This window comes from Mesorhizobium sp. B2-9-1, assembly GCF_006439455.1.
Taxonomy (GTDB): domain Bacteria; phylum Pseudomonadota; class Alphaproteobacteria; order Rhizobiales; family Rhizobiaceae; genus Mesorhizobium.
Genome location: NZ_VFTP01000001.1, coordinates 563438 through 588853 on the forward strand (window position 1 = coordinate 563438; position 25416 = coordinate 588853).

The window sequence follows — 25416 nt, forward strand, 5'->3', positions numbered from 1 at the left end:
GGCGCATCCATTCGTCTCGTTCTCAAATCCGAGAACTACAATGCCGAGGTGGGGCGGCCCCGGAAGTTAGTGTCCGCCGGCCGATCGCCGACGCAGTCCGATCAGGCGGCGCCTTTGACGCTGACGCCCTTTTCGACCAGGAAATCCTGCAATTCACCGGCCTGGAACATCTCGCGCACGATGTCGCAACCGCCGACGAATTCGCCCTTCACATAGAGCTGCGGGATGGTCGGCCAGTTGGAATAATCCTTGATGCCCTGGCGCAGTTCGGCCGAGTCGAGCACGTTCACGCCTTTGTAGTCGGCCCCGATATAGTCGAGGATCTGCACCACCTGGCCGGAGAACCCGCATTGCGGGAAACCGGGCGTGCCCTTCATGAAGAGCACGACGTCGTTGCTCTTCACTTCATTGTCGATGTAGTCGTTGATGCCGGTCATGGACAATCCTTTCATGCCTGTGGGAGTCAGGCTCGAAGCATGTCCTTCAAATAAACCCATAGGTTGGCTGAAACAAGACGTTAGCCGTGACGCTGGCCCAATGGCGCAAGGGATAACGCGATTTTGGGCCAAGCCGCCACTTGCGGGCACGCCGGTAGCGGAAGCGAAGCAACCTTCAGTCCGGAACGCCGGTCTGCAGCGCCAGAGCATGCAGCACGCCGCCCATCTTGCCCTTCAGCGCGTCATAGACCATCTGGTGCTGCTGGACGCGGCTCTTGCCGCGGAAACTCTCGGCCACCACTTCGGCCGCGTAGTGGTCGCCGTCGCCGGCCAGATCGCGGATCGTCACCCTGGCGTCCGGAATGCCTTCCTTGATCAGTTTTTCGATGTCGTGGGCATCCATTGCCATGGCAAAATCCTGTTTCAAGCGGGCAGGCTGTGTGGTGTGACTCGGGGTGAGCCTAGAACCTTTCCAGCCCGGATTGAAGCCGTTCCGTCGCAGGAGGAAGCCTAAGAATTCTCCTGGCTCGGATGAACCACGCCGTCTTCGGTGATGTCATCGCGCGTCGAATACGCGCGGCCGAGGCTGAAGACCAGCACGTAGAGCGGGATGTTGATCAGCAGGCTGACGATCGGAAGATAGCTCGTCATCCGCCATGCGGCTGAGAAGAAAGCCTGACCGTAGCCGTCGCAGATCAAAGACGAGCCATAGTCCCAAACCGCCCCGACCACCGCGGCGACGGCAAAGAGTTTCATGCAGGTTGCGATGTGCCTTGCCCGCGCCGGCTCCGGAGAAAGCCTGTTCCACAGCACGAGGCAGGCGATTGGAACTGCGTAGACCAGAGTCTGCAAGATGAGCATCGGCAGCGTGCCGTTTGCCGCCGCCAGGAACTCGGCGCGGGTTTCCAGCCGCGGGCAGACCTCGCTCGAGGTCGTCGACAATAGGAACAGGACGAACGGGCCGAGAAACCAGAAGAAGAACAGGGACGGCCAGAAGACGACTGCAATCAGCGCCCTGGCGGTTAAATCATGTCGCATAAAAAAGGATTTATGCGACATGATTTAAGTCGCTTGTTGTAAGCATGTCTTTTTCCCGAAACCGCTGCACACTTTCGGGAGACATGCTTCTGGTCAACTGGCCTGGTCCATGAAGCGTGGGAACCAGCCCTCATGAGCGGCGGTCAATTCACTGACCGGGATCGGCCGCGCGTCACCCAGCTTCAATTCAAGTCCGCCGGTGGTGCCGATCCACGGCGCGAAGATGCCGAGCTTGCCCTGCGCATCGCGGATCCTGTCCCATTCGCCGCTTTGCGGATCGATCGAAAGCGTCAGCAGATAGCGGCCCTGGTCCTCGCCGAACCAGACCGGAATCGGGTCGGTGCCGGTGAGGCCGGGGATGGTGGCGCCGATGCCGGAGGCCATCGCCATTTCGGCGAGCGCGATCGCCAGGCCGCCGTCGGAGACATCGTGGGCCGATGTCACGACGCCGGAAGCGATCAGCGAGCGCACATGGTCGCCGACGCGCTTCTCATGCGCGAGGTCGACGGGCGGCGGCGGACCGTCGGCGCGGCCATGGATGTCACGCATATAGGCGGACTGGCCGAGATGGCTGCCCCATGTTGGCGGCGCGCCGACCAGCACGATCATCTGGCCCTCGGCGGCAAAGCCGATGCGCGCCATCTTCGACCAGTCGGCGATGAGGCCGACGCCGCCGATCGTCGGCGTCGGCAGGATGCCGCGGCCGTTCGTCTCGTTGTAGAGCGAGACATTGCCGGACACGATCGGGAAGCCGAGAGCGCGGCAGGCATCACCGATCCCTTTGATGGCGCCCACCAACTGGCCCATGATCTCGGGCCGCTCCGGATTGCCGAAATTGAGGTTGTCGGTGGCGGCAAGCGGCAAGGCGCCGGTCGCCGTCAGGTTGCGCCAGCATTCGGCCACGGCCTGCTTGCCGCCTTCGTAAGGGTCGGCCTCGCAGTAGCGCGGAGTGACGTCGGAGGAGAAGGCCAGCGCCTTGGTCGGGTGACCTTCGACGCGCACGACGCCGGCATCGCCGCCGGGCAGCTGTAGCGAATTGCCCTGGATCAGCGTGTCATACTGCTCCCACACCCAGCGGCGCGAGGAGAGATCCGGTCCCCCCAGCATCTTGAGCAACGCGTCGGCGACATCGGCCTTCGGCGCGTCGTTCGCGGCAAGCGGCGTTGGTTTCTTCGCCTCGACCCAGGGGCGGTCATATTCCGGCGCCTCGTCGCCCAGTTCCTTGATCGGCAGGTTGGCGACCTCGTCGCCCTGATGGATGACGCGGAAGCGCAGGTCATCGGTGGTCTTGCCGACAATGGCGAAGTCGAGACCCCATTTGCGGAAGATCGCCTCGGCTTCCTCTTCCTTCTCGGGGCGCAGCACCATCAGCATGCGCTCCTGGCTTTCCGACAGCATCATCTCATAGGCGCTCATGCGCTCCTCGCGCACCGGCACCTTGTCGAGGTCGAGCTCGATGCCGAGATCGCCCTTGGCGCCCATCTCGACGGCCGAGCAGGTGAGGCCGGCCGCACCCATGTCCTGGATGGCGATGACGGCGCCCGACGCCATCAGCTCGAGACAGGCCTCCAGCAGGCATTTTTCGGTGAAGGGATCGCCGACCTGCACGGTCGGGCGCTTCTCCTCGATCTTATCGTCGAATTCGGCCGAGGCCATGGTGGCGCCGCCGACACCGTCGCGCCCGGTCTTGGCGCCGAGATAGACGACCGGCAGGCCGACGCCCTTGGCCTGGGACAGGAAGATGGCGTTGGTCTTGGCAAGACCCGCCGCGAAGGCGTTGACCAGAATGTTGCCGTTGTAGCGGGCATCGAAATTGACCTCGCCGCCGACGGTCGGCACGCCGAAGGAATTGCCGTAGCCGCCGACGCCCGAAACCACGCCCGCGACAAGGTGCCGGGTCTTGGGGTGATCCGGCGCGCCGAAGCGCAGCGCGTTCATTGCCGCCACCGGCCGCGCGCCCATGGTGAAGACGTCGCGCAGGATGCCGCCGACGCCGGTCGCGGCACCCTGATAAGGTTCGATGTAGGAGGGGTGGTTATGGCTCTCCATCTTGAAGACGACGCAGTCGCCGTCGCCGATGTCGACCACGCCGGCATTTTCGCCCGGACCCTGGATGACCTGCGGGCCGCTGGTCGGCAGCGTGCGCAGCCATTTCTTGGAGGACTTGTAGGAGCAGTGCTCGTTCCACATCGCCGAGAAGATGCCGAGCTCGGTGAAGCTTGGCTCGCGGCCGACCAGATCGAGAATGCGCTGGTATTCGTCCGGCTTCAGCCCATGCGCGGCGACGAGCTCGGGAGTGATCGGCACGGAATTCGAAATGGTCATGAGCGGCGATTTTTGTCCGTGGGAGAGGGGAGTTGCTTTGAGTCTCCTCTTATCGCAAGCTTTCGCGCGATACACCCCACCGGATGACGAAAAAAGCCGGAAAACTGCCCCTGCCGGCGGAGGTCAGGGCCTAGAGCTCGCCAGCTTGATCAGGAAAAACTGTCGTAGCCGGCGCGGCCTTCGTCGAGCAGGCGGCGGATGACGGCGACGCCGCCGGCGACATCCTTGCTTTGCCGCGGCTGCGACACGCCAAAGCGCACGCCGTGAAAAACCTGCTCGGAGCGGCCGGCCTTGAACTCGTCCTCGTCGTCGATGAGCACGCCTTGCGCCAGGCAGGCGTTCTTGAAAGTGCCGGACAGCCACGGGTCCGGCAAGGTCAGCCAGACGAAGGGCACGTTGTCGCGCGCCTTGAAATCAAAACCCGCCAGCACTTCGCGCACGATGGCGAGGCGCGCCTGGATTTCGCCAATGCAGCGCTTGCGGATCTCGCCCGCCTGCCCCGACATCACCAGCCGCGTGCCGACCTCGGCCAGCAGGAAAGGCAGGCCGCCGGTCATCATCTTGTGGGCGACACGGATGCGGTGGCGGTAGGCCGGCGGGCAGGAAAGCCAGCCGCCGCGCACGCCCGCCGCGACCGACTTCGACAGGCCGCCGGCGACGATCGTGCGCTCGGGCGCGTATTCGGTCAGCAGCGGCGTCGGGTCGTCGGTGAGCTCGCCGTAAAGATCGTCCTCGATCAGCGCGACATTGTATTCGCGCGCGATCTTTGCGATCGCCTGCCGCCGCTCCGCCGACAGCGTCACCAGCGTCGGGTTCTTCGCGGTCGGCATCAGGAACATCAGCTTTGGATGTTTTTGCGCGCAGACACGCTCGAAATCGTCAGGGTCGATGCCATCGTCGTCGGTCGAAACCAACGCCGTGCGGCGGCCGATCAGCCCGGCGCTGCGCGCGATCTGCGAATAGGTGAGATGCTCGAAGACCACGTAGTCGCCGGGCATGGTCAGCGCCGCGATCGCCGCCATGACCGCGGCATGCGTGCCCAGCGTCGGCACGATCGAATCGAGCGAGGGGTGGAAGGCATTGCGCGTGAGCCAGCGGCTTCCGGCTTCGTACCAGCGTTCGGGAAAATCCCGCGTGTAGCTCGAAATGTCGTGCGGATGCTCCTGCGCCGTGCGTGCCAGCATGTCGGCAATCACCGCGCCCTGGCCGACATCGGGCGCGGCGGTGCTGTCGAAGCGCAGCTTGCCGCTCGGCGCATCGATGGGGCGCGTGCCCTGGATGGCAGGTTCCAAATCCGGCTTCGGGTCTGCGGCGCGCTGGCCGAGCACATAGGTGCCGCGGCCGACCTCGCCACTCACCAGACCGCGCTCGCGCAGCAGCTGATAGGCCCTGCCGATGGTGCCGACGGTCGTGCCGATGTCATAGGCGAGGTCGCGCTGCGGCGGCAGTTTTGCACCGGCATCGATGACGCCCTTGTCGATATCTGACTCAATGCTGTCAGCAAGGCGCTGATAGAGCGGACCGGAGCCGGAGGAAAGATCGGGGAGCCAATTTGTCATGGTGACAATTTTCTATATTGCACCGTGCGACGAGTCAATTCATATCAACCTCGCGATTGATAAGGTACAATCGAGACAAGGCAGAACGGCAATGGATACAATCGACACAATTCGACACGATAGCCCAGCTTTTCGCGCGCAGGTCGAGCTCTTGGCCCGTCGCGGTTTCGCCGGTCGTATGGCGGTTGTGCTCCGTTCCATCGTAAGGCAGATCGACCGCATGCTGGAGCGCAGGCGCGGCCGCCTCGCGCTCATGGAGATGACGGACGATCAGTTGAAGGATATCGGCATCTCGCGCTGCGATGCCCATCGCGAAGGCATCAGGGCGTTCTGGGAGTGATGCCTACCAGCGGCGGCTCGATTGGACGCGGGTTGCGGGCTTTCTCCGCAGCCGGCCGATGCCGTGATCGACATGCACGGCGAGCACGCTCAATGCGATGAACAGGGCCGTGACGCCGAGCGCCGAAACGGCAACGCTGGCCGCGCCGTTCTTGGCGACGTCGAGGAATGGGTAGGGTACTTCGCCAGTGAAGGATGCGCGTATCAGCGCGTAGGCGAGATAGGCGACCGGGTAGATCATCCACCAGGCGATGTCGCTCCACTGCCGCCTGCCATCGGCGCCCGCCACCAGCCACCACAGCACGAACAGCGCCGGCGTCACATAGTGCAAGAGGACGTCGCAGAGCAGGAACAAACCCTGCGGCTGCCAGAGCCTCGCCAGAACCGTGGTGTAGACGATGAAAACCAGAGTCATGGCCACGGCTACGCCAGTCCGCGTCCGCGGTCCGGCAAAGGCCGGGAACCACGCATAGCCGGCGGGTGACAGCAGCGAGGCGTGCACCATTACAGCGGCGATGTTGGTCAGGATGGTGAAGAAGCTGAAATAGAAGACGATCGAGCCGGGCAGGCTGCGTCCGGCCGCCATTGACGCCGGGATGGTAATGGCGAATTGCAGGACAAGCGCAATCAGCCCGATAACCAGTCCCGCGGCCTGCAGGAACCGGGCCATGGCAACCTCAGGCGGCAGCCGCGCAGGACGGGTTGCCGGCCTGCCAGCGGGCGAGATCGGAACCGATGCGCGCGCCGAGCGGCTCGTTCATCAGCGGCCCGAAGGCATCGACGCGGCTGGAATTGCCCTGCGCCTGCACGACCAGCAGCGGCTTGCCGCCATAATGCTTGGCGGGTACCAGCAGGAAGCGCGGCGTGCCGCTGTAGGAATTGAGCTCGTTGGCCATCTGGTAGGATTTGAAGGCCGGATCCTTGCTGGCGATCCAGCATTTGTGCGCAGCGATCGCGACCTGTTCCATGGCGAGCAGCGAGGCGCTCTTGCCTGAGGGAACCGGCGTCGTCTTGGGGCTGGACTGGCAGGAAGCCAAGGCGAACCCGGCGGCGGCCAGGAGAGCAAGGCGAGCAATCGTCAGTCTCATGGTCAGTCCGCCCCCGAGTTCTAGAAATTTTGAAGGATCAGGCAGCGATGCCGAGCGCGCTTTGGAAAAGCGCCCGTCCGTCCTCGCCGCCGTGCGCCGCCTCGATCAGGTTTTCCGGATGCGGCATCAGGCCGAGCACGTTGCCCTTGTCGTTGACGATGCCGGCAATGTCGTTGATCGAGCCGTTGGGATTGGTGTTTTCCGCATAGCGGAACACCACCTGGCCTTCGCCTTCTATCCGGGCAAGCGTCTCGGCATCGGCGAAATAGTTGCCGTCATGATGCGCCACCGGCGAGCGGATGATCTGTCCCGGCTGGTAGCGGCGGGTGAACATGGTGTTGGCGTTGGCGATCTCGAGCTTCACCTGCCGGCAGACGAATTTCAGCGAGGCGTTGCGCATCAGGGCGCCGGGCAGCAATCCCGCCTCGACCAGAATCTGGAAGCCGTTGCAGACGCCGATGACGGTCACGCCCTTGGCCGCCTTTTCAGCAACCGCCCGCATCACCGGCATGCGTGCCGCGATCGCGCCGCAGCGCAGATAGTCGCCGAAGGAGAAGCCGCCCGGGATAGCGATCAGATCGACATCGGGGATTTCAGTGTCGGTCTGCCAGACGGTCGCCGGCGCCTGGCCGGAAATCTTGGTCAGCGCCGCGATCATGTCGCGGTCGCGGTTGAGGCCTGGCAGGAGGACGACGGCTGATTTCATTGTCAGGCGATCTCCACCGCGTAGTTCTCGATCACCGTGTTCGCCAGAAGCTTGTCGCACATGGCCTTTAGGTCGGCTTCGGCCTTGGCCTTGTCGGTTCCGGTGAGCTCGACGTCGAACACCTTGCCCTGGCGCACCTGGCCGACGCCGTCGAAGCCAAGCCCGGAGAGCGCGTGCTCGATCGCCTTGCCCTGCGGGTCAAGGACGCCGTTCTTGAGGGTCACGGTGATACGGGCTTTCATCGATGCTCCTGGGCAGATCGTCGTTTAGGAAAGGCCTGCCATTGTCCGGCAGGCCCGTCAGTATTCAGTGCTTCAGGCCCTTGGGCGCCTCGGAAGAGGCGACGAGCACGGGGCCCGTCGGGCGCGGCGGCTCGTTTTCGTTGATGATGCCGAGACGGCGGGCAACTTCCTGATAGGCTTCGACCAGACCGCCCATGTCGCGGCGGAAACGGTCCTTGTCGAGCTTGTCCTGGGTGGCGACGTCCCACAGCCGGCAGGAATCCGGCGAGATCTCGTCGGCGACGACGATGCGCATCATGTCACCCTCGAACAGGCGGCCGCATTCGATCTTAAAGTCGACCAGCTGGATGCCGACGCCCAGAAACAGGCCGGACAGGAAGTCGTTGACGCGGATGGCCAAGGCCATGATGTCGTCGATTTCCTGGGGGCTTGCCCAGCCGAAGGCGGTGATGTGCTCTTCCGACACCATCGGGTCGTCGAGCGCGTCGGCCTTGTAGTAGAATTCGATGATCGAGCGCGGCAGCACCGTGCCTTCCTCGATGCCAAGGCGCTTGGACAGCGAGCCGGCGGCAACGTTGCGCACCACCACCTCGAGCGGGATGATCTCGACTTCCTTGATCAGCTGCTCGCGCATGTTGAGCCGGCGGATGAAATGGGTCGGGATGCCCATGCGGTTCAAATGGTTGAAGATGTGCTCGGAAATGCGGTTGTTGAGCACGCCCTTGCCATCGACCACTTCATGCTTCTTCTTGTTGAAAGCGGTGGCATCGTCCTTGAAAAACTGGATCAGCGTCCCCGGCTCAGGGCCCTCATAGAGGATCTTGGCCTTGCCTTCGTAAATGCGGCGGCGATTTTTCATCTGATTTTTTCTCTGGATCTGCGGGCAGGCGGCAATCGACCGATTCCTGCCCGTCTGCCTAAATTAGTATGGCGAAGGCGGCGTTCAATGCCGGTGTTATCGCAATCGCCTTGTTTGCTCAATCGGCAAATCCCGCGAATCAACTGCTTTCGGGACTGAAATGCCGCAGCGCAGCATGCGACGAAGCATATTGACCCGCTCGCGACCTTTTGGTTTGTGCTTGCCCATCACACATATTCACCGCCAAGCGAATCGGATTGATCGGAGGGACGTCATGAGCAGCATGAAAGACCGCGAAGAGGGCTTCGAGCGCAAATTCGCCTTCGACGAGGAGCTTCGCTTCAAGGCTGCGGCGCGCCGCAACAAGGCGCTTGGCCTGTGGGCCGCCGAGAAACTGGGCAAATCCGGCGCCGATGCCGAAGCCTATGCCAAGGAAGTGGTGGTCTCCGATATCGAGGAAGCGGGCGACCACGATGTTTTCCGCAAGATCCGCACGGATTTTGACGCGGCCGGTGTCGCCCAGTCCGACCATCAGATCCGCCGCACCATGGACGAGCTGATGGCGCAGGCGATCGAGGAGATCAAGAACAGCTGAGGCTGTGTCGTCCGAAAACCGCCTCGCGCTTTTCGGCGTCATGCGCCATCTCTTTGTTTTTACGCAATTCCGGACGGAAAACCGTTGCGCATTCTCCTGAAATTGCTCTGACTGGACCAATCGACCGCTCGGCCAAGCCGGGCGGTTTTTCTTTGCCTTCACATCATTTCCGGCCAAAACTGCGGATTGTTTACAAGGAAACTTCCGATGTCGCTCAAGTCCCGCCTGGCCGCCGACGAAACGCTGTTCACCGCCTGGTCGGGCGTGCCGGACGCGCTGACGGTCGAAATCATCGCCAAGCAGGGTTTTGACGCCGTCACACTCGACATGCAGCATGGCGGACATCATGAGGACAGCGTGCTGCGCGGCCTGGTGCCGGTGCTCGCCGCCAACAAGCCGGCGCTGGTGCGCATTCCGGTCGGACGCTTCGATATGGCGAGCCGCGCGCTCGATTTCGGCGCAGAGGCGGTGATCGCGCCGATGGTGAACTCCGTGGCCGATGCAAGGCAATTCGCCGCCGCGATGAAATATCCGCCGCTGGGCGAACGCTCCTGGGGCCCGACCTATGCTTTCCCGCGCCATGGCAAGGGCGACCATGCCGAATGGCTGCGCGACACGAACCAGCGCACCATGGCTTTCGCCATGGTCGAGACGCGGGCCGCCCTCGAGGCGCTGGACGGTATTTTGGATACGCCCGGCATCGACGGCATCTTCGTCGGTCCGTCGGATTTCTCGATCGCCTGGTCGAACGGCACCACCATCAACTCGACGCTGGAAAGCATGATGGAGACGGTCGCGTCGATCGCCGAGCGGACGCGCAAGGCCGGCAAGCATGCCGCGATCTATGTCATCGAACCGGCGATTGCCGGGCGCGTCGTGTCGATGGGCTTCCGGCTGCTCGCCATGGGCTCGGACCACACGCTGATCTCGCTCGGCGCGAAAACGCTGTTGAAGAGCATGCGGGATTCGATCGGCTCCTAGACGCCGATCAGGGTTCTTTCAGTTCCGTCAGGAATTTGGCGAAAGTCATCGAACCCTCGGGCCACGGGCCGAAGCCGGCGTCGTGGTTGAGATGGCCTGCCTCGCCGGCGTCGATGAAGAGCGATCCCCAGGCGGCGGCAATGTCCTCGGCGACCTCGAAGGCGCAGAACGGATCGTTGCGGCTGGCGATCACGATGGACGGAAAGGGCAGGGGATCGCGCGAATAGGGGCCGAAGGTCATCAGATGCCTTGGCCTGATTTCCGGATTGGAGACGTCGGGCGGCGCGACGAAGAAGGCGCCGGCGACCGGCTTCTTGAATTGCGGGATGGCCTGCACCGCCGCAGTCACGCCCAGCGAGTGCGCAACGAGCACTACCGGCCGCTCGGCCTCGTTGACGGCGTTCGCCACGCTCGCCGTCCAGTCCTCGCGCACAGGCTTCGTCCATTCCGCCTGCTCGACCCGGCGCGCCGTCGACAGTTTCGACTGCCAGCGGGTCTGCCAGTGCTCGGGGCCGGAATTGGTGTAGCCCGGCACGATCAGGATATCTGCGTCTTTGACTTTCATGGCGCCGATGTAGCGAGCGGCCTTCTTGGCTGCAACCCTGTCGGAAAATTCGGAGCGATCACAATTGTGAACAACTTGTTCGATTCTTGCTCTCTTGTGTGAACGAGCGCAATCGACGATTTGGAGGGGAACAAGGAACAATGGCTGGCGGCCACGACAATCCCATGCTGGGATAAGCGCTGCCCGAACGGAGAGTTTGATGAGCGAACTGCCTTTTGCCGCGACCACCCCGGTCAGCGTGTCGCGTGTCGGGCTAAAGGCGCGCGATGCCGAAAGCCTGGCGGCCTATTACCGCGCCGTCGTCGGCCTGCAGGAATTGAGCCGCACCGACGGCGCGATCACGCTCGGCGCAGCCAATCGGCCGCTGCTGGTGCTCGAACAGGCTTCGTCGGCCAAGCCCGACGATCCGCGAAGCGCCGGCCTTTTCCACACAGCTTTCCTTTTGCCGTCGCGCGCGGACCTTGGCCGCTGGATCAGCCACGCCGCCGCCAACCACATCGGGATCGAGGGCGCCTCCGACCATCTGGTCAGCGAGGCGCTCTATCTCACTGACCCAGAGGGCAACGGCATCGAGATCTATGCCGATCGCCGCCCGCAGGACTGGAAATGGAACGGCGACCGTATTGCTATGGCGACCGAGCGGCTGAATCTGCCGGCGGTGGTGGGTAGCGTGCCGGCGGGCGATGCCGGCTGGCAGGGCGCGCCGGATAACACCATTGTCGGCCATGTGCATCTGCGCGTCGGCCGGCCGGAGGACGCCGAGGCTTGGTGGCATGACCAGTTCGGCTTCGACACCGTCGCCAAATATGGCGGTCAGGCGGTGTTCCTGTCGTCCGGCCATTACCACCACCATATCGGCGCCAATGCCTGGCAGAGCGCCGGCGCCGGCCGCCGCGATCCGTCGCGCTCGGGCCTCGCCTGGGTCGAGATGCGCTCGGACAATGTCAAGGATGAGACGAGCCGTGAGGACCCGTGGGGCACGGTGATCAGGACCGTGCCTGGGAAGGCTTGAGCGACGGCTGCGTCAAGCTGGAGTACCCCTCATCCGTCTCGGCGCTAGCGCGCCGATCCACCTTCTCCCACAAGGGGAGAAGGGAAGACCGCGCCGGCGCCACTGCCAATCGCGGCATCGGTGATTAGCTGAGGCGCGGGCGCCAAATTCCCCCTTCTCCCCTTGTGTGAGAAGGTGGCTTGTCGCGAAGCGACAAGACGGATGAGGGGTGTTCCAGCCGGGCGCCAGCGCGCCTTTGTTCGGCCTCAAGCTTCCCCGAACACCCGCCTGAAGATCGTGTCAACATGCTTGGTGTGATAGCCGAGGTCGAATTTCTCGCGGATTTCGGCTTCGGGCAGCGCCGCCGTGACGTCCTTGTCGGCAAGCAGTTCCTCCAGGAAATCGGCGCCGTGTTCCCAGACTTTCATAGCGTTGCGCTGCACCAGCCGATAGGCGTCCTCGCGTGACAAGCCGGCCTGAGTGAGCGCCAGAAGCACGCGCTGCGAATGCACCAGGCCGCGGAACTTGTTGAGGTTCTTTTCCATGTTCTCGGGGTAGACGAGCAGCTTGTCGACGACGCCGGTCAGGCGCGACAGCGCGAAATCCAGCGTCACAGTCGCATCCGGCCCGATCATGCGCTCGACCGAGGAATGCGAAATGTCGCGCTCGTGCCAGAGCGCCACGTCTTCCATCGCGGGCATGGCGTAGGCGCGCACCATGCGGGCAAGGCCGGTGAGATTTTCGGTCAGCACCGGGTTGCGCTTGTGCGGCATAGCCGACGAGCCCTTCTGGCCCGGCGAGAAATACTCTTCCGCTTCCAGCACCTCGGTGCGCTGCAGATGGCGGATCTCTATGGCGAGGCGTTCGACCGACGAGGCGATGACGCCAAGCGTGGCAAAGAACATGGCATGGCGGTCGCGCGGGATGACCTGCGTGGACACCGGCTCCGGCTTCAGGCCAAGCTTTGCCGCCACATGCTCTTCGACATAAGGCTCGATGTTGGCGAAGGTGCCGACGGCGCCGGAAATGGCGCAGGTGGCGATGTCTTCGCGCGCGTGCACCAGCCGTTCGCGGCAGCGCGAGAACTCGGCAAAGGCCTGCGCCAGCTTGACGCCGAATGTGGTCGGCTCGGCATGGATGCCATGGCTGCGGCCGATGGTGACGGTGTCCTTGTGCTCGAAGGCGCGGCGCTTCAGCGCCGCAAGCAAGGCGTCGATATCGGCAAGCAGGATGTCGCTGGCCCGGGTCAACTGCACGGCAAGGCAAGTGTCGAGCACGTCCGACGAGGTCATGCCCTGGTGGATGAAGCGGGCATCCGGTCCGACGAATTCGGCGAGATGGGTCAGGAAAGCGATGACGTCATGCTTGGTGACGCGTTCGATCTCGTCGATCTTGGCGACGTCGAATTTGGCGGCGCCGCCCTTTTCCCAGATCGTCTTCGCCGCTTCCTTCGGAATGACGCCGAGCTCGGCCAGCGCGTCGCAGGCATGCGCCTCGATCTCGAACCAGATGCGGAAGCGGGTTTCGGGCGACCAGATGGCGACCATTTCCGGCCGGGAATAGCGAGGGATCATCCGTTTTCTAAGTCCTGCCTGGGAGAAAGCGTCGGCCGCGTCCTAACAGAGCCAGGCCCAATGCTCAACGCCGCTGCCGCGCAAACCAGATGCTGACCCCGACAAGTGTTGCAAACCGAGAGCGTCGTCGGTTTGTCATCTGTCTCATCAGCGTCATGCTAATCACGCCACGATGGACGAGACGCGCCGTGCGATGCATCCAATCCGGCGTTCATTGGTTATTGTCGGCCGTCTCGCATCCGAAAGGGCAAATCGCCATCCAGCGGAGAACCAGCATGAGCACCGACATCAGCAAGATACGCGGACACATGGAAGTGATCGGCGCCGACGGCGTCCATATCGGCACAGTCGACAAAGTCGAGGGTGACCGGATCAAGCTGACCAAGGCCGACAGCGGCATGGGCTCGCACAAGAACCATCATCACTACATTTCGCTTGCCCTGGTCGCGGAAATCGACGGCCAGAAGGTGTGGCTCTCCGCGAATTCGGATGTCGCGGTTACCTTCGAGGAAGAAAAATCCGATCCGACTTGATTAGCCGTCAACGCGACGACCAAACAGGAAACAGGTCGCCCTCGGCCGGTGTCGCGGCATGGACGCCGCGGCTGATCGCGCGCGCCATGGTGGCGCCTGCCGCGGCGAACAGGTCGATCGCGGCATCGGCGCCGAGTTCGATGCCGCTCCTGCCGGTCGCCAGGGCAAACACGAGATCGCCGTCCGCCGGCGTGTGCGTCGGCCAGATGGCGCGTGCGAAGCCGTCATGCGCCGAAATCGCCAGCCGCTTGGCCGCGGCCTTGGTCAGGACAGCATCCGTGGCGATGACGGCGATGGTGGTGCTGCCGCCTTCGACCTCGCCGCCCATTTGCCTGTCGCGGTATTTCAGCAGGATCTTCCTGGCATCTTCAGGCAGCGGGGCCGGGTAGCCGAGGCCGCCGAACTCGTCGCCGATCTCGAAGGGCGCCGCCCAGAAATGGGGGCTGCGGCCGACCGTCACCGAGCCGGTCGGATTGACGGCGGCGAGCGCACCGATGGTGACGCCGCTGTCGAGCACGGTCGAGGCGGAGCCCAGCCCGCCTTTCAGGCCGGAGGTCAGGGCGCCGGTGCCGGCGCCCGCCGTGCCGATGGCGAAGTCGACGGTTGCCGCCTGCACGGCCTCATAGCCGAGCTCGCGATAGGGTGGATAGCGGCCCCAATCCTTGTCGCCGCCATTGCGCAGGTCGAACAGGATCGCGGCCGGCACGATCGGCACGCGGAAGCCGCCGACCTCGACGCCGATGTCCTTTTCGCGCAGCGCCGCCTGCACGCCCGAGGCTGCGTCGAGGCCGAAGGCGGAGCCGCCGGACAGAACGACGGCATGGATCGTCGCGATCGAGTTCTGCGGCTCGAGCAGGTCGGTCTCGCGCGTGCCCGGCGCGCCGCCCAGTACCTGGACGCCGGCAACCGCGGGCTCGTCGCACAGCACCACCGTCACGCCGGATTTGAGACTGGCGTCGGCGGTATTGCCGACGCGAAGGCCGGCGACGTCGGTGATCAGATTGCGCGGACCAGTGCGGAACATCACTTGTCCTCCAGCGGCTCAAAATGCGTGCCGTCGAAGCGGAAGAGGCGGAACGGGTTCTGGCTGAGATCGCCCTTGTCGTCGAAGCGGACGGTGCCGATCGCGGTCGCAAAATCACGGCCGGTCAGGGCTTCGCCGAGCGGCTGCCCAGCGCTTTCCGCACCGGCCAGCGCGGCCTTGGCGACCTCGACCGCGGCATAGGCCGGAAGCGTGTAGCCGTCCGGCACGATGTTCTTCGCTGCGAATGCCTGCACCACCTTGGGATCGGCGATCTCCGACCATTCCGGCGGGGCGATCATCAGCGTGCCGACGGCATAGGGCACATCGCCCGGCGGCGTGCGCAGGTTTTCGCCGCCGGCAAAGGTGATGCCGGCATCGAGACGGGCGGCGTCGCGGCCCATGATGGCGATGTCGTCGCCGTCGCCGCCGGCGAACACCTTGGTCGCGCCGGCCTTCTTCAACCGGCCGATCAGCCCGATCTGGTTGTCGAGCTGCGGCCGGAACGTGTCGGTGAAGACCGGCTTCAAGGCAGCCTGCTCGGCTGCGGCGCGAAAGGTCTCGGCCATCTCGCGGCCATAGATGGTGCCGTCATCGACGATGGCGAACAGGTCGTCGCGCCAGAGCTGGATTAGCTTGGCGGCGACCGCATTGCGCTCATCGTCGCCGCGCGGGCCGAGCCGGTAGACCGGCCAGCCGGTCTTGGCGCGCCGGTCGGTCAGGCTTTCGGTACGCACGCCGACGGTGATGACCGGGATGTTGGCATCCTTGAGGATCGGCAGCGCCGCCTCGATCGCGTCGGTGCAGAGAAAGCCCACCACGACATTGACCTTGGCGTCGACGAATTCCTTCGCCGCCGCGGCGCCGCCATCGGCGGTGCAGGCATCGTCCACGGCCTTGATCGCGATGCCGTTCGCTTCGGCCGCCAGGCCGGCGCCGGCCGCGATCTGCTTGCCGAGGATCGCCGATGGGCCGGAAAGCGGCGCGGCAACGCCGACCAGCGTCTCGGCGTCGGCGCTCGCGGCCAGCGACAACCAGAGCAGCGCGGCTGATGTCGTCGTGAGAAGACGCATTCGGGCTAAGAGATCCTCCATGCCGGGAATACAGTCCCGACACTATTCCAGGAAATGCCTAAAGGCTGGCTAAGCGCCGCGCAACACGCGAATTTGCGGATTGCGGTCAAGCACTTCGCCCATGCTATGCAACTTGTGGCGTGCAATATGCCGCCATATATAACGGACTGGTTTCGACAGGTGGACATCGGGTGCTGAAGATCAATGACATCGGGCCGCAGCATTATCGCGATGCGATGGCCCATTTTGCCGGCCATGTGCATGTGGTGACGACCGACGGGCCTGGCGGCAAAAGGGGCGCGACGGTGATCGCCGCCTGTTCGGTTTCGGACACCCCGCCGACGGTGCTGGTCTGCCTCAACCGCGAGAACGCCAAGAACGAGGCTTTCGTCAAGAACGGCAAGTTCGCGCTCAACACACTCGCATCGGACCAGGAAGCCGTATCGGTCGCCTTTTCAGGCGTCACCGGCCTGCCGGTGGAGGAGCGCTTCGCGCTTGCCGAATGGGATGTGATCTCGACCGGCGCCCCGACGCTGAAAGGCGCGCTGGCCGTGTTCGACTGCGAGATCATCGATAGCAAGGACCTTGCCACCCACCGTGTGCTTTTTGGCAAGGTGACAGGCCTGCGCATCGGCGATAATTTGCGACCGCTGATCTACCACAACCGCGGCTATCATTTTCTTTGAACGTGCAAGCGGGATCCACGGAGACAAGATGACCGCGCCGCGCCCCGCGCCAAAGACGATCGACGAAACGCTCGATCTTTTGACAGGCGCGGATTATGTCGCGGACCGTTCGCTGGCGACGGTGCTGTTTCTTTCACTGCGCATGAAGCGGCCCTTGTTCCTCGAAGGCGAGGCGGGCGTCGGCAAGACCGAGATCGCCAAAGTGCTGGCCGACACGCTCGGCCGCCGGCTCATCCGGCTGCAGTGCTATGAAGGGCTCGACGTCTCCTCGGCCGTCTATGAATGGAACTATGCCGCGCAGATGATCGAGATCCGCATGGAGGAAGCGGCGGGCACGGTCGTGCGCTCCGACATGGAGCGTAACGTCTTTTCCGAGAAATACCTGATCCGCCGTCCGGTGCTCGACGCGCTGACCGGCAAGGCTGGCGCGGCGCCGGTGTTCCTGATCGACGAGCTCGATCGCACCGACGAAGCTTTCGAGGCGTTCCTGCTCGAGATCCTGTCGGACTTCCAGGTCACGGTTCCTGAACTTGGCACGATCAAGGCGGAAGAGCCGCCGATCGTCATCATCACCACCAACCGGACGCGCGAAATCCACGACGCGCTGAAGCGTCGCTGCCTCTACCACTGGGTCGACTATCCGAACGCCGAGCGCGAGCTGGAGATCGTGCGGCGCAAGGTGCCGCAGGCGAACCGCCGGCTGTCGGCGGAGGTCGTGTCCTTCATCCAGAAGCTGCGCCAGGTCGAGCTGTTCAAGGCGCCCGGCGTCGCCGAAACCATCGACTGGGCTGGCGCGCTGACCGAGCTCGACAAGGTGGCGCTCGATCCGGAGACCGTGTCGGACACAATCGGCGTGCTTCTAAAATACCAGGACGATATCGCCCGTATCGGCGAGGGCGAGGGCCGGCGCATCCTCAATGAGGTGAAGGCCGAGCTGTCGGCGGCGGAGTAGGCGCGATGCCTGTGCCGCGTCCGGAACCCAAGGAGGCGCTCGCCGATGGGCGCATCGCCGACAACATCGTCTATTTCGCGCGGGCGCTGCGCAAGGCCGGCATGCGCGTCGGCCCGGCCTCGGTGAAGGACGCTATCGAGGCAGTGCTTGCCGCCGGCATCGGCTCGCGCGACGATTTCTACTGGACGCTGCATGCGGTGCTCGTCTCGCGGCACGAGGATCATCCTGTCTTCGACGAGGCCTTCCGCCTGTTCTGGAAATCGCGCGAACTGATCGAGAAACTGCTGGCGATGTTCTCGCCGGTCGCACCGGACGATCGCGAAAAGCAGAAGCCGCGGGCGGCCGAGAACCGCGTCAGCCAGGCGATGTTCGAGGGCCATCGGAAAAACCAGCCGGTCCGGGAAGTGCCGGAAATCGAAGTCGATGCACGGATAACTTTTTCCGGCAATGAGGTGCTGCGCGGCAAGGATTTTGCCCAGATGGATGCGGCGGAGATGGCCGAAGCCAAAAAGGCGATCGCGGCCTTGCGCCTGTCCTTCGATCTGATCCGCACGCGGCGCTTCAAGGCGGATACGCAAGGGGGCCGCATCGATCCGCGCGCCATGATGCGCTCGGCCGCGCGCACCGGCGGCGAACTTATCCTGCCAAAATTCCGGTCTCCGCGCGAAGCGCATCCGCCGCTGGTCGTGCTGGCCGACATTTCCGGCTCGATGAGCCAGTATACGCGCATCTTCCTGCATTTCCTGCATGCGCTGACGGAGAAGCGCCGGCGCGTGCATGCCTTCGTCTTCGGCACGCGGCTGACCAACCTGACCCGCCAGATGCGCCATCGCGATCCCGACGAGGCTCTGGCCGAATGCTCGGCGGCGGTGAAGGACTGGTCGGGCGGCACCCGCATCGGCGACACGCTTGCCGAGTTCAACCGGCTGTGGTCGCGGCGCGTGCTGGGACAGGGCGCCGTGGTGCTTCTCATCACCGACGGGCTGGAGCGCGACGACGTCGCCGGCCTCTCGCAGGAGATGGAGCGGTTGCATAAATCCTGCCGGCGGCTGATCTGGCTCAATCCGCTGTTGCGCTTCGACGGTTTTGAGGCCCGTGCCCGTGGCGTGAAAGCGATGCTGCCCTATGTCGACGAGTTCCGGGCAGTGCACAATCTCGACGCGCTGGCCGATCTTTGCGCCTCGCTCGACCAGCGGCCGGCGGCTTCGGTCGATCCGCGCCGCTGGCAGCAAGCTGGCGGGAGGCAGGCCGCGTAGCCATATGTTTCCTTGGCGGGAAACCAACGTTTACCGTAGGGACGACCAAGGTTTTCCTTGAAAAACAGACTTTGCGAGAAGCGACGATGGATGAGAGCATTTATCTCGACGAGGCCCGCGATCCCCTGATCATCGCGGAAGGCTGGATGAAGGACGGCAAGGATGTCGCCATCGCGACCGTGGTCGAGACCTGGGGTTCGGCGCCTCGCCCGGTCGGCAGCCATCTGGTCATCGACGCCGAAGGGAATTTCCAGGGCTCGGTCTCCGGCGGCTGCGTCGAGGGTGCCGTGGTGACGGAGGCTATGGACGTCATCGGCTCGGGCAAGGCCAGGATGCTGGAATTCGGCGTCGCCGACGAGACCGCCTGGCAGGTGGGCCTGTCCTGCGGCGGCCGCATCAAAGTCTATGTCGAGCGGCTGGGCTGATCACAGATGGATCCCTACGTCCTGAAGACACTGAACGAAGAACGCCACGCCCGCCGCGCCGCGGTGCTTGTCACCGACCTGGGCGACGGCCGCGACCGCATCGTGCGCGAGGGCGACCATGTCGCAGGCGATCTCGGGACGGCGATCGCTGACGCGTTCCGCACCGGCAATTCGAGGTCGGTGGAGGCGGAAGGGCGGACGTTCTTTCTCAACGCCCATCTGCCGCGCCCGCGCCTCGTGGTGATCGGCGCCGTGCATATCAGCCAGGCGCTGGCGCCGATGGCCAGGATTGCCGGCTATCCGGTCGAGATCATCGATCCGCGCACTGCCTTCGCTACCCCGGAACGCTTCCCCGACGTCGCGCTGCATGCCGAATGGCCGCAGGATGTGCTGAAGCGCGCGCCGCTCGACAGCTATACCGCCCTTGCCGCCGTCACCCACGATCCGAAGATCGACGATTTCGCGCTGAAGGCGGCGCTCGACGCCCGATGCTTCTATGTCGGGGCGCTGGGCAGCCGCAAGACCCACGCCAAGCGTGTCGAACGCCTGCTGGCGCTCGGCGCCGGTGCCGACCAGATCGCGCGCATCCACGCGCCGATCGGCCTCGATATCGGTGCTGCCAGTCCGGCCGAGATCGCCGTCGCCGTCCTTGCGCAGACAATCCACGCCTTCCGCTCGCGCGGTCTCGAAGCGAAAGGCGCCGTGGCGTGAAATTCGGGCTGGTGCCGATCGACGAGGCGGAAGGGGCGGTGCTGGCGCATGCGACCACCGCCGGCGAAAAACGCTTCCGCAAAGCGCACCGATTGAGCCGCGAGGATATCGCGGTGCTCAAGGCGGCGGGCGTCGGCGAAGTCGTCGCCGCGGTTCTTGCCGCGGACGATTTGGGCGAAGATGCCGCTGCCGCCGGGATTGCCGCCGCCATGCGTCACCGCAACATCGAGGTCAAGCCGGCTGCGACCGGGCGGGTGAATTTGTATGCGGAAGCCTCAGGCGTCTTTACCGTCGACGCCGATATGATCGACGCCATCAATGCCGTCGATCCAGCCATCACCATCGCGACGCTGGCGCAGCATGCGCCGGCCGAGAAGGGCCAGATGGTGGCAACGGTCAAGATCATCCCCTTTGCCGTCGCCGCAAGCCTGGTGGACAGCGTGGTGAGAATTTGCGCCGGTCGCGAGATATTTGCGGTCAATGCCTATCGTCCTATAACAGTCGGCGTCATCCAGACGATGCTTCCCGGCGTCAAGCCGAGTGTGCTCGACAAGACGCTGCGCGTCACCGAGGCGCGGCTGGCGCGTTTCGGCGGTCGACTGACGGCTGAACGGCGCACGCCGCACGACGTGGCGCCGGTCGCCGCGGCCGCAACCGCGCTGGCGCGCGACAACGACATGGTGGTGATCTTCGGCGCGTCGGCGATGAGCGACTTCGCCGATGTCGTGCCGGCCGCGATCGAGCAGGCCGGGGGTACCGTCGTCCGCGCGGGCATGCCGGTCGATCCCGGCAATCTGCTGGTGCTCGGAACGCTCGACGGCAAGCGCATCGTCGGCGCGCCTGGATGCGCGCGCAGCCCGAAGGAGAATGGCTTCGATTGGGTGCTCGATCGCCTGGTTGCCGGGCTTGAAGTGACGGCTGGCGACATTGCCGGCATGGGCGTCGGCGGGCTTTTGATGGAAATCCCGACCAGGCCGCAGCCACGCGAGCCGGCGCCGCAGCCGGCAAGGTCGGCGCTGAAAGTCGATATCGTGCTTCTGGCCGCCGGCCGCTCAAGCCGCATGGGCGGCCCGAACAAGCTTTTGGCGCTGTTCGACGGCGAGCCGCTTGTTCGCCGCACCGCCTCCCGCGCGCTGGGCTCGAAGGCCGCGGCCACCATCGTCGTCACTGGTCATCAGCGCGAGCGCGTGCGTTCGGCGCTTTCCGGTCTCGGTGTGACGGTCGTCGACAATCCGGATTTCGCCGATGGCCTTGCGTCGTCGTTGAAGGCGGGTATCGCGAAGCTCGCGCCCGATGCGGCCGGCGCCATGATCGTGCTCGGCGACATGCCGGGCGTTTCGTCGAAGGATCTCGACAGCCTGATCGATGCGTTCCGCAGCTCCGGCGGCCGCTCCGTGGTGCGCGCCTCGCACCAGGGCAAGCGCGGCAATCCGGTGCTTTTGCCGCGCTCGCTTTTCGCGGCCGTCGCGCAGCTCGAGGGCGATACCGGCGCGCGCCATCTGGTCGAAGCCGAGGGTCTCGACGTCATCGATGTCGAGATCGGGCAGGGCGCCTCGATCGATGTCGACACGCGCGAGGCGCTGGAAAGGGCGGGCGGCGTTCTGCAGGATTGACAAAGCGGAGCCGAATTTCGCATGCCTCTCGGCATGGCTTTGCGTTTCCGACTTTTCTTCGCCCTGATCGCCGCGACAGCGCTTTCCCTCTCGACGGCCGAGGGGCAAACGCTTTCGCTAAAATCGTTCAAGGACGATCTCTTCGCCTATCCGGCGACACTGTCGACCGGCGACAACGGCGCTTACACCGTCCTCGACTATCGCGAGATGCGCGACATAAACCAACGCGACGAGGTGCCGGAAAGGCGCGTGCATGCGCAATACACCGATCCCGGTGTGCGCAAGGTGCAGCAGGACCTGATGCTGAAGACCGATGCCGGCGATATCAGGCATGTCGCAGTCGGCAGGACGGAAAGCGCGTCCATCATCGTGCTCTACCTGCACGGGCAAGGCGGCAGCCGCAAGCAAGGCGTCGACGACTTCACCTTCGGCGGCAATTTCAACCGCATCAAGAACCTGATGGCCGCCAACAACGGTCTCTATCTTTCGCCCGATTTTCCCGATTTCGGCGACAAGGGCGCAGCGCAGGTCGCGGCGCTCATCGACCACTATGCCGAGACATCGCCGGGCGCGAAGATCTTCGTCGCCTGCGGCTCGATGGGCGGGTTGATCTGCTGGAAACTCGCCGCGCGCAAGGACACGGGCGGCCGCATCAACGGCCTGCTGCTGCTCGGTTCGCTGTGGGACGACAGCTTTCTCACCAGCCCCGCCTTCAAGCGCCGCGTGCCGGTGTTCTTCGGCCAGGGAAGCCACGACGTGGTCTTCCCGGTGGAGAAGCAGGAAGCCTTCTTCCGTTCGATCCTCGCCAGGAAGGCTTATCCGACCCGCTTCGTGCGCTTCGAGACCGGCACGCACGGCACACCGATCCGCATGGTCGACTGGCGCGGCACGCTAAACTGGATGCTGACGAGGGCTCCCTGATTTCCTCTGCCGAGGCTCAAGGCGCCGTGTTGTAGTCGATGACCGTCTGCGGATTTTGCTCGCCGTCGTAGGATGCATCGACGTCATACTGGACAAGCGAGAAATCGCCGTTGCGGAAAAGGTAGGTTCCCGATGACGATGCATCCCCCACACCACGCCATTTGTTGGATGTGGTGATGGTTTTCGTGTTGTCGTCATAGTCCGAGTTGGTCGCCCAGCCGCTGGTCTTGAAACCAATGATGTGGATCGATTCGACCTTGCCTTCGCTGTTGTTGTTCTCGTAGCGGATGTCGAGGTCCGGCTCGGTGAACTGCAACTGTGAGACGCCGTTGACGTCGTCGGCGATGTAGTAGACCGCCGTCTCGTTGTAGGCGGCCATCGAGCAGAAGAAGCGGAACAGCCGCGTCTCGCGTTCCGGGTCGCTGGGCTGGGAGTCCTTGTCCTTATAGTGGATGGAATGAGCCTCGGGCTCGCCGATCGGCTTGCCGTCTGGATCCTGCTTGTCGCATTGACCGGCATAGGTGGCGAGGAAGGCCTTCTTGGCCTGTTCCAGGGCCTCGTCCTTCTTCGGCGGCGGCGGACCCTCGCCGCAGCTTGCCGGCACGGCGCTGTCGAAATCCTCGGTCGACGGCTTCAACGCGCCCTTGTCGATGAAGATCGGCTGAAAGGGCGGCTCCTGGATCTGCGCATTGACCTGGCGGACCGTGTAGCAGCCGGCGAAAACCTTGGCGTCGCCTTTCTTGTCGGTCGCCTGGATGGCAACCGGGACGCTGTAGTAGATGCTGCCGGCAGCACCGTCCTCCGAGACAGCGCCAGTCTTGACTTCGACGCTGTCGGTGCCGTCGTAACCCTTGACGAAGGCGTTGAAATCCTTTGCCGGCTTCGTATCGCCGAAATAGCCCCAGGCACGGGCGAATTCGTGACGGTTGATGGCGCTGTAAAGCGAGCGGACGACCGCATCGGCGCTTGATCGATCATCGACATAGGGCGCATCCGCCGCGAGCGCGGAATGCGTGACGCCGGCCAATGAGAAAAAGACAGTCGCTGCGAAAGTAGCTCTTTTCATCGAATCCTCCGCGGTAACGAAAATACTACCACGGCGATTGCGGCGGCGCGGTGACGCCGTGGCCATAGCCGCTTGAAGAATCGTGGCGGGAGGCGCTAGTTCACGGCCCGCGGCGCTGGGCCGCGTGGGGAGATTGCCCGTGACCATTTCCATGTACGACATATCGGTGGGCGTTTTTTCCGCCAGGCTGAAGGCGCTGGCCAGCGTATTGACGGCGGCGGAGCAGAATGCCGGCGAACGCAAGATCGATCCGCAGGTGTTCCTCACGGCGCGGCTGGCGCCCGACATGTTCGCGCTGGCCAGGCAGGTCCAGATCGCCACCGACCATGCCAAGGGCGCGCCGTCGCGGCTCGCCGGGCGCGAGGTGCCGAAATATGAGGACAATGAAGCGAGCTTTGCCGAGTTGCAGGCCCGGATCGCCAAGACGCTCGATCATCTGGCGACGTTTGCGGCGGGCGATCTGGATGGATCTGAGGACAGGACGGTCGAAGTGCGGCTCGGCGGCCGCGAAACCACGCTGCCCGGCCTGCAATATCTGCTGCACCTGGCGATGCCGAATTTCTATTTCCACGTCACCACGGCCTACGACATCCTGCGCCACAATGGCGTGCCGCTCAGCAAGCAGACTTTCCTCGGAAATCGTTGATTTTGAATGGCTTGGAGGTTTCCCGGGATTCCGGGAAACCTCTTTGGCTCAGCTCAGCGGATCGACATTTCGCGCGCGATGCGCGGAAAATCCGCCGGCTTGACGCCGATATCGGCGCGGTCGGCATTGCTCATCGCGTTTAGAAGCGCAAGCGCCGAGCGGTAACGCTGGTGTTCCTGCGGCCTCGGCCGAGCGAACATTTCAGTGAAGAACCCCATGACTCAGTTGCCCCCAGTTGGTCCTCCCGACGCCAGCATATAGGCGATTTGTTAAAATTGTGCAGTGCAGCATTTGCATGGCTGCCATGCCGCGACAATTTTTCCCGCCACAATCGTTTTTCCGTGAAACTTTTCGGCAGGCTCGACCGTAGGCACCCGTGCCGGCACATGGCTGGCTTTTTCCTCGCCACTCCTGGCGACCTTGCCGGACTGCACGAAAGAGCAGTCCGGCTTTTTATTTCCGATGCCGTCTTGCCGGACGGAAAAGCCGCCAATTGTTAACATCGCCAGAATTCATTCTTAACGAGAGCACCCTATCTTTGGCGGCATCACTGCATGCCGTTAAGACAGGGAGGTTGAGATCGGCACCGGGAACAAGCTCGATTTCGCTTCGTTGCTCGACGACCTGATCGTCGCCTCCGAGAAAGGCGAGGACGAGGGCGCCCGGCCGTCTATCCCGTTCGATTATCTGTCTGTGGCCGATGAATTGCATTCCGGCCGCATCAAGGTCGCCGGCGAGAGCGTCGCCGCCGAATATCGCGAGCAAGGCGCCGACCTTGCTGCCGAGTTCGCTGCACTTCTCGACCAGGCGAAACTGGCGCTTGCCGGCGAAGAGCACTGGCCGGAGGAGAAGCTGCCGCCGATCGATCCCGAAGCGATCGCCGGCGAGCTCGGCCTCGACCGTCCCGCCAAGAACGCCGATTTCGGTCGCATCCGCCGCAACTTCGCCTTCGCCAACCATCCGGACCGGGTCGCGCCGCATCTGCGCCAGCGCGCCATGATCCGCATGCAGGTTGCCAACATGCTGATCGACGAGGCGAAGCGGCGGGCTTTGGCCGGGGCCAGGCGGTAGTTCCCTCCATCAGAGACTTCAACTGTTCGCTTCGGCGACCCGTCGCAAGCCATCGAAATTGGCTGGAGCTCTCCAATATTCGTCATCCTTGGGCGTAGCGACGCGAAGCGGAGCGCAGACCCAAGGATCCATTCCGTGACCTT

At 64.0% G+C, this 25416-nt stretch carries 31 protein-coding genes; 14 read left to right on the forward strand and 17 right to left on the reverse strand.

Translation table 11 applies throughout. The annotated features are described in order from the left end of the window. Positions 1 to 101: 101 nt before the first annotated feature. The 5 genes from grxD to FJW05_RS02780 form a co-directional block, all read right to left on the reverse strand. The gene (gene grxD, locus FJW05_RS02760; RefSeq protein ID WP_059185116.1) at positions 102 to 437 is read right to left on the reverse strand and encodes a Grx4 family monothiol glutaredoxin; all 336 of its coding nucleotides are present in this window, start codon (positions 435 to 437) and stop codon (positions 102 to 104) included. Between the two features lie 175 nt (positions 438 to 612). After that, on the reverse strand, positions 613 to 846 hold the full coding sequence (locus FJW05_RS02765; RefSeq protein ID WP_140542647.1) for a BolA family transcriptional regulator: 234 nt from the start codon (positions 844 to 846) through the stop codon (positions 613 to 615). Positions 847 to 947: 101 nt separating this feature from the next. Beyond that, positions 948 to 1475, reverse strand: coding sequence for a hypothetical protein (locus FJW05_RS02770; protein WP_140627568.1), 528 nt, complete (start codon positions 1473 to 1475; stop codon positions 948 to 950). 93 nt (positions 1476 to 1568) lie between these two features. Further along, positions 1569 to 3800, reverse strand: a complete 2232-nt coding sequence (purL, locus tag FJW05_RS02775; RefSeq protein WP_140627570.1) for a phosphoribosylformylglycinamidine synthase subunit PurL — start codon at positions 3798 to 3800, stop codon at positions 1569 to 1571. Between the two features lie 149 nt (positions 3801 to 3949). After that, complete coding sequence (locus tag FJW05_RS02780) at positions 3950 to 5359, reverse strand: PLP-dependent aminotransferase family protein (RefSeq protein WP_140627573.1); 1410 nt, start codon at positions 5357 to 5359, stop codon at positions 3950 to 3952. A 91-nt stretch (positions 5360 to 5450) separates the two neighbouring features. On the opposite strand from FJW05_RS02780, the gene FJW05_RS02785 reads away from it, so the two are divergent. Then, on the forward strand, positions 5451 to 5699 hold the full coding sequence (locus FJW05_RS02785) for a DUF1127 domain-containing protein (protein WP_140628201.1): 249 nt from the start codon (positions 5451 to 5453) through the stop codon (positions 5697 to 5699). 3 nt (positions 5700 to 5702) lie between these two features. On the opposite strand, the gene FJW05_RS02790 is transcribed toward FJW05_RS02785, so the two are convergent. From FJW05_RS02790 to purC, 5 genes are all read right to left on the reverse strand, one after another. Continuing rightward, entirely contained in the window at positions 5703 to 6368 is a 666-nt protein-coding gene (locus FJW05_RS02790; RefSeq protein ID WP_140627575.1) for a Pr6Pr family membrane protein, read from the reverse strand. A gap of 7 nt (positions 6369 to 6375) precedes the next feature. Further along, positions 6376 to 6786: a hypothetical protein gene (locus FJW05_RS02795; protein WP_140627577.1), complete on the reverse strand. Its 411-nt coding sequence runs from the start codon at positions 6784 to 6786 to the stop codon at positions 6376 to 6378. Positions 6787 to 6823: 37 nt separating this feature from the next. After that, positions 6824 to 7492, reverse strand: a complete 669-nt coding sequence (gene purQ, locus FJW05_RS02800) for a phosphoribosylformylglycinamidine synthase subunit PurQ (protein ID WP_140627579.1) — start codon at positions 7490 to 7492, stop codon at positions 6824 to 6826. A 2-nt stretch (positions 7493 to 7494) separates the two neighbouring features. Continuing rightward, on the reverse strand, positions 7495 to 7734 hold the full coding sequence (purS, locus tag FJW05_RS02805; RefSeq protein ID WP_140627581.1) for a phosphoribosylformylglycinamidine synthase subunit PurS: 240 nt from the start codon (positions 7732 to 7734) through the stop codon (positions 7495 to 7497). Between the two features lie 64 nt (positions 7735 to 7798). Next, positions 7799 to 8593 (reverse strand): phosphoribosylaminoimidazolesuccinocarboxamide synthase, encoded by a 795-nt coding sequence (purC, locus tag FJW05_RS02810; RefSeq protein ID WP_040995384.1) that lies wholly within the window; start codon positions 8591 to 8593, stop codon positions 7799 to 7801. A 274-nt stretch (positions 8594 to 8867) separates the two neighbouring features. Here purC and FJW05_RS02815 point away from each other — a divergent pair, with 274 nt between their 5' ends. Together FJW05_RS02815 and FJW05_RS02820 are read left to right on the forward strand one after the other, a co-directional pair. Next, positions 8868 to 9188 (forward strand): DUF1476 domain-containing protein, encoded by a 321-nt coding sequence (locus FJW05_RS02815; RefSeq protein WP_095765208.1) that lies wholly within the window; start codon positions 8868 to 8870, stop codon positions 9186 to 9188. A gap of 207 nt (positions 9189 to 9395) precedes the next feature. Further along, a complete protein-coding gene (locus FJW05_RS02820; protein ID WP_095765209.1) occupies positions 9396 to 10169 on the forward strand; it encodes an HpcH/HpaI aldolase/citrate lyase family protein in 774 nt (257 codons plus the stop codon). Positions 10170 to 10176: 7 nt separating this feature from the next. Here FJW05_RS02820 and FJW05_RS02825 read toward each other — a convergent pair whose 3' ends face one another. After that, positions 10177 to 10734 carry an alpha/beta hydrolase gene (locus FJW05_RS02825; RefSeq protein ID WP_140542656.1) on the reverse strand — a complete coding sequence of 186 codons (558 nt, stop codon included), beginning with the start codon at positions 10732 to 10734 and terminating at the stop codon, positions 10177 to 10179. A gap of 199 nt (positions 10735 to 10933) precedes the next feature. On the opposite strand from FJW05_RS02825, the gene FJW05_RS02830 reads away from it, so the two are divergent. Continuing rightward, positions 10934 to 11746, forward strand: coding sequence for a VOC family protein (locus FJW05_RS02830; protein WP_140627583.1), 813 nt, complete (start codon positions 10934 to 10936; stop codon positions 11744 to 11746). 245 nt (positions 11747 to 11991) lie between these two features. Here the strand turns inward: FJW05_RS02830 and purB are convergent, their stop codons facing one another. Then, positions 11992 to 13299: an adenylosuccinate lyase gene (purB, locus tag FJW05_RS02835; RefSeq protein WP_140627585.1), complete on the reverse strand. Its 1308-nt coding sequence runs from the start codon at positions 13297 to 13299 to the stop codon at positions 11992 to 11994. 275 nt (positions 13300 to 13574) lie between these two features. Here purB and FJW05_RS02840 point away from each other — a divergent pair, with 275 nt between their 5' ends. Further along, on the forward strand, positions 13575 to 13832 hold the full coding sequence (locus FJW05_RS02840; RefSeq protein ID WP_140546895.1) for a DUF2171 domain-containing protein: 258 nt from the start codon (positions 13575 to 13577) through the stop codon (positions 13830 to 13832). A 7-nt stretch (positions 13833 to 13839) separates the two neighbouring features. On the opposite strand, the gene FJW05_RS02845 is transcribed toward FJW05_RS02840, so the two are convergent. Together FJW05_RS02845 and FJW05_RS02850 are read right to left on the reverse strand one after the other, a co-directional pair. Further along, positions 13840 to 14856, reverse strand: a complete 1017-nt coding sequence (locus FJW05_RS02845) for a P1 family peptidase (RefSeq protein WP_140627587.1) — start codon at positions 14854 to 14856, stop codon at positions 13840 to 13842. Then, positions 14856 to 15926: a branched-chain amino acid ABC transporter substrate-binding protein gene (locus FJW05_RS02850; RefSeq protein ID WP_140627589.1), complete on the reverse strand. Its 1071-nt coding sequence runs from the start codon at positions 15924 to 15926 to the stop codon at positions 14856 to 14858. Before FJW05_RS02850 ends, FJW05_RS02845 begins: the two co-directional genes overlap by 1 nt. A gap of 191 nt (positions 15927 to 16117) precedes the next feature. On the opposite strand from FJW05_RS02850, the gene FJW05_RS02855 reads away from it, so the two are divergent. From FJW05_RS02855 to FJW05_RS02885, 7 genes are all read left to right on the forward strand, one after another. Continuing rightward, positions 16118 to 16612, forward strand: coding sequence for a flavin reductase (locus FJW05_RS02855; RefSeq protein WP_140546892.1), 495 nt, complete (start codon positions 16118 to 16120; stop codon positions 16610 to 16612). 28 nt (positions 16613 to 16640) lie between these two features. After that, complete coding sequence (locus FJW05_RS02860; RefSeq protein ID WP_140627591.1) at positions 16641 to 17564, forward strand: MoxR family ATPase; 924 nt, start codon at positions 16641 to 16643, stop codon at positions 17562 to 17564. 5 nt (positions 17565 to 17569) lie between these two features. After that, positions 17570 to 18820, forward strand: a complete 1251-nt coding sequence (locus FJW05_RS02865) for a VWA domain-containing protein (protein ID WP_181164830.1) — start codon at positions 17570 to 17572, stop codon at positions 18818 to 18820. Positions 18821 to 18906: 86 nt separating this feature from the next. Continuing rightward, on the forward strand, positions 18907 to 19245 hold the full coding sequence (locus FJW05_RS02870) for an XdhC family protein (RefSeq protein ID WP_140627593.1): 339 nt from the start codon (positions 18907 to 18909) through the stop codon (positions 19243 to 19245). Positions 19246 to 19251: 6 nt separating this feature from the next. Beyond that, positions 19252 to 19956, forward strand: a complete 705-nt coding sequence (locus tag FJW05_RS02875) for an XdhC family protein (RefSeq protein WP_140627595.1) — start codon at positions 19252 to 19254, stop codon at positions 19954 to 19956. Beyond that, a complete protein-coding gene (locus FJW05_RS02880) occupies positions 19953 to 21569 on the forward strand; it encodes a molybdopterin-binding/glycosyltransferase family 2 protein (protein WP_140627596.1) in 1617 nt (538 codons plus the stop codon). The genes FJW05_RS02875 and FJW05_RS02880 overlap by 4 nt, the downstream gene beginning before the upstream one ends. A 33-nt stretch (positions 21570 to 21602) precedes the next feature. After that, the gene (locus tag FJW05_RS02885; RefSeq protein WP_140628207.1) at positions 21603 to 22490 is read left to right on the forward strand and encodes an alpha/beta fold hydrolase; all 888 of its coding nucleotides are present in this window, start codon (positions 21603 to 21605) and stop codon (positions 22488 to 22490) included. Positions 22491 to 22506: 16 nt separating this feature from the next. Here the strand turns inward: FJW05_RS02885 and FJW05_RS02890 are convergent, their stop codons facing one another. After that, positions 22507 to 23556 (reverse strand): DUF1176 domain-containing protein, encoded by a 1050-nt coding sequence (locus tag FJW05_RS02890; protein WP_140627598.1) that lies wholly within the window; start codon positions 23554 to 23556, stop codon positions 22507 to 22509. A 139-nt stretch (positions 23557 to 23695) separates the two neighbouring features. On the opposite strand from FJW05_RS02890, the gene FJW05_RS02895 reads away from it, so the two are divergent. Beyond that, entirely contained in the window at positions 23696 to 24202 is a 507-nt protein-coding gene (locus FJW05_RS02895; protein WP_140627600.1) for a DUF1993 family protein, read from the forward strand. 53 nt (positions 24203 to 24255) lie between these two features. Here the strand turns inward: FJW05_RS02895 and FJW05_RS02900 are convergent, their stop codons facing one another. Beyond that, entirely contained in the window at positions 24256 to 24420 is a 165-nt protein-coding gene (locus FJW05_RS02900) for a DUF1127 domain-containing protein (RefSeq protein WP_140546832.1), read from the reverse strand. A gap of 51 nt (positions 24421 to 24471) precedes the next feature. Further along, positions 24472 to 24705, reverse strand: a complete 234-nt coding sequence (locus FJW05_RS02905; protein WP_140627602.1) for a hypothetical protein — start codon at positions 24703 to 24705, stop codon at positions 24472 to 24474. Positions 24706 to 24814: 109 nt separating this feature from the next. Here FJW05_RS02905 and FJW05_RS02910 point away from each other — a divergent pair, with 109 nt between their 5' ends. Next, positions 24815 to 25273: a hypothetical protein gene (locus FJW05_RS02910; RefSeq protein ID WP_140627604.1), complete on the forward strand. Its 459-nt coding sequence runs from the start codon at positions 24815 to 24817 to the stop codon at positions 25271 to 25273. Positions 25274 to 25416 lie beyond the last annotated feature (143 nt).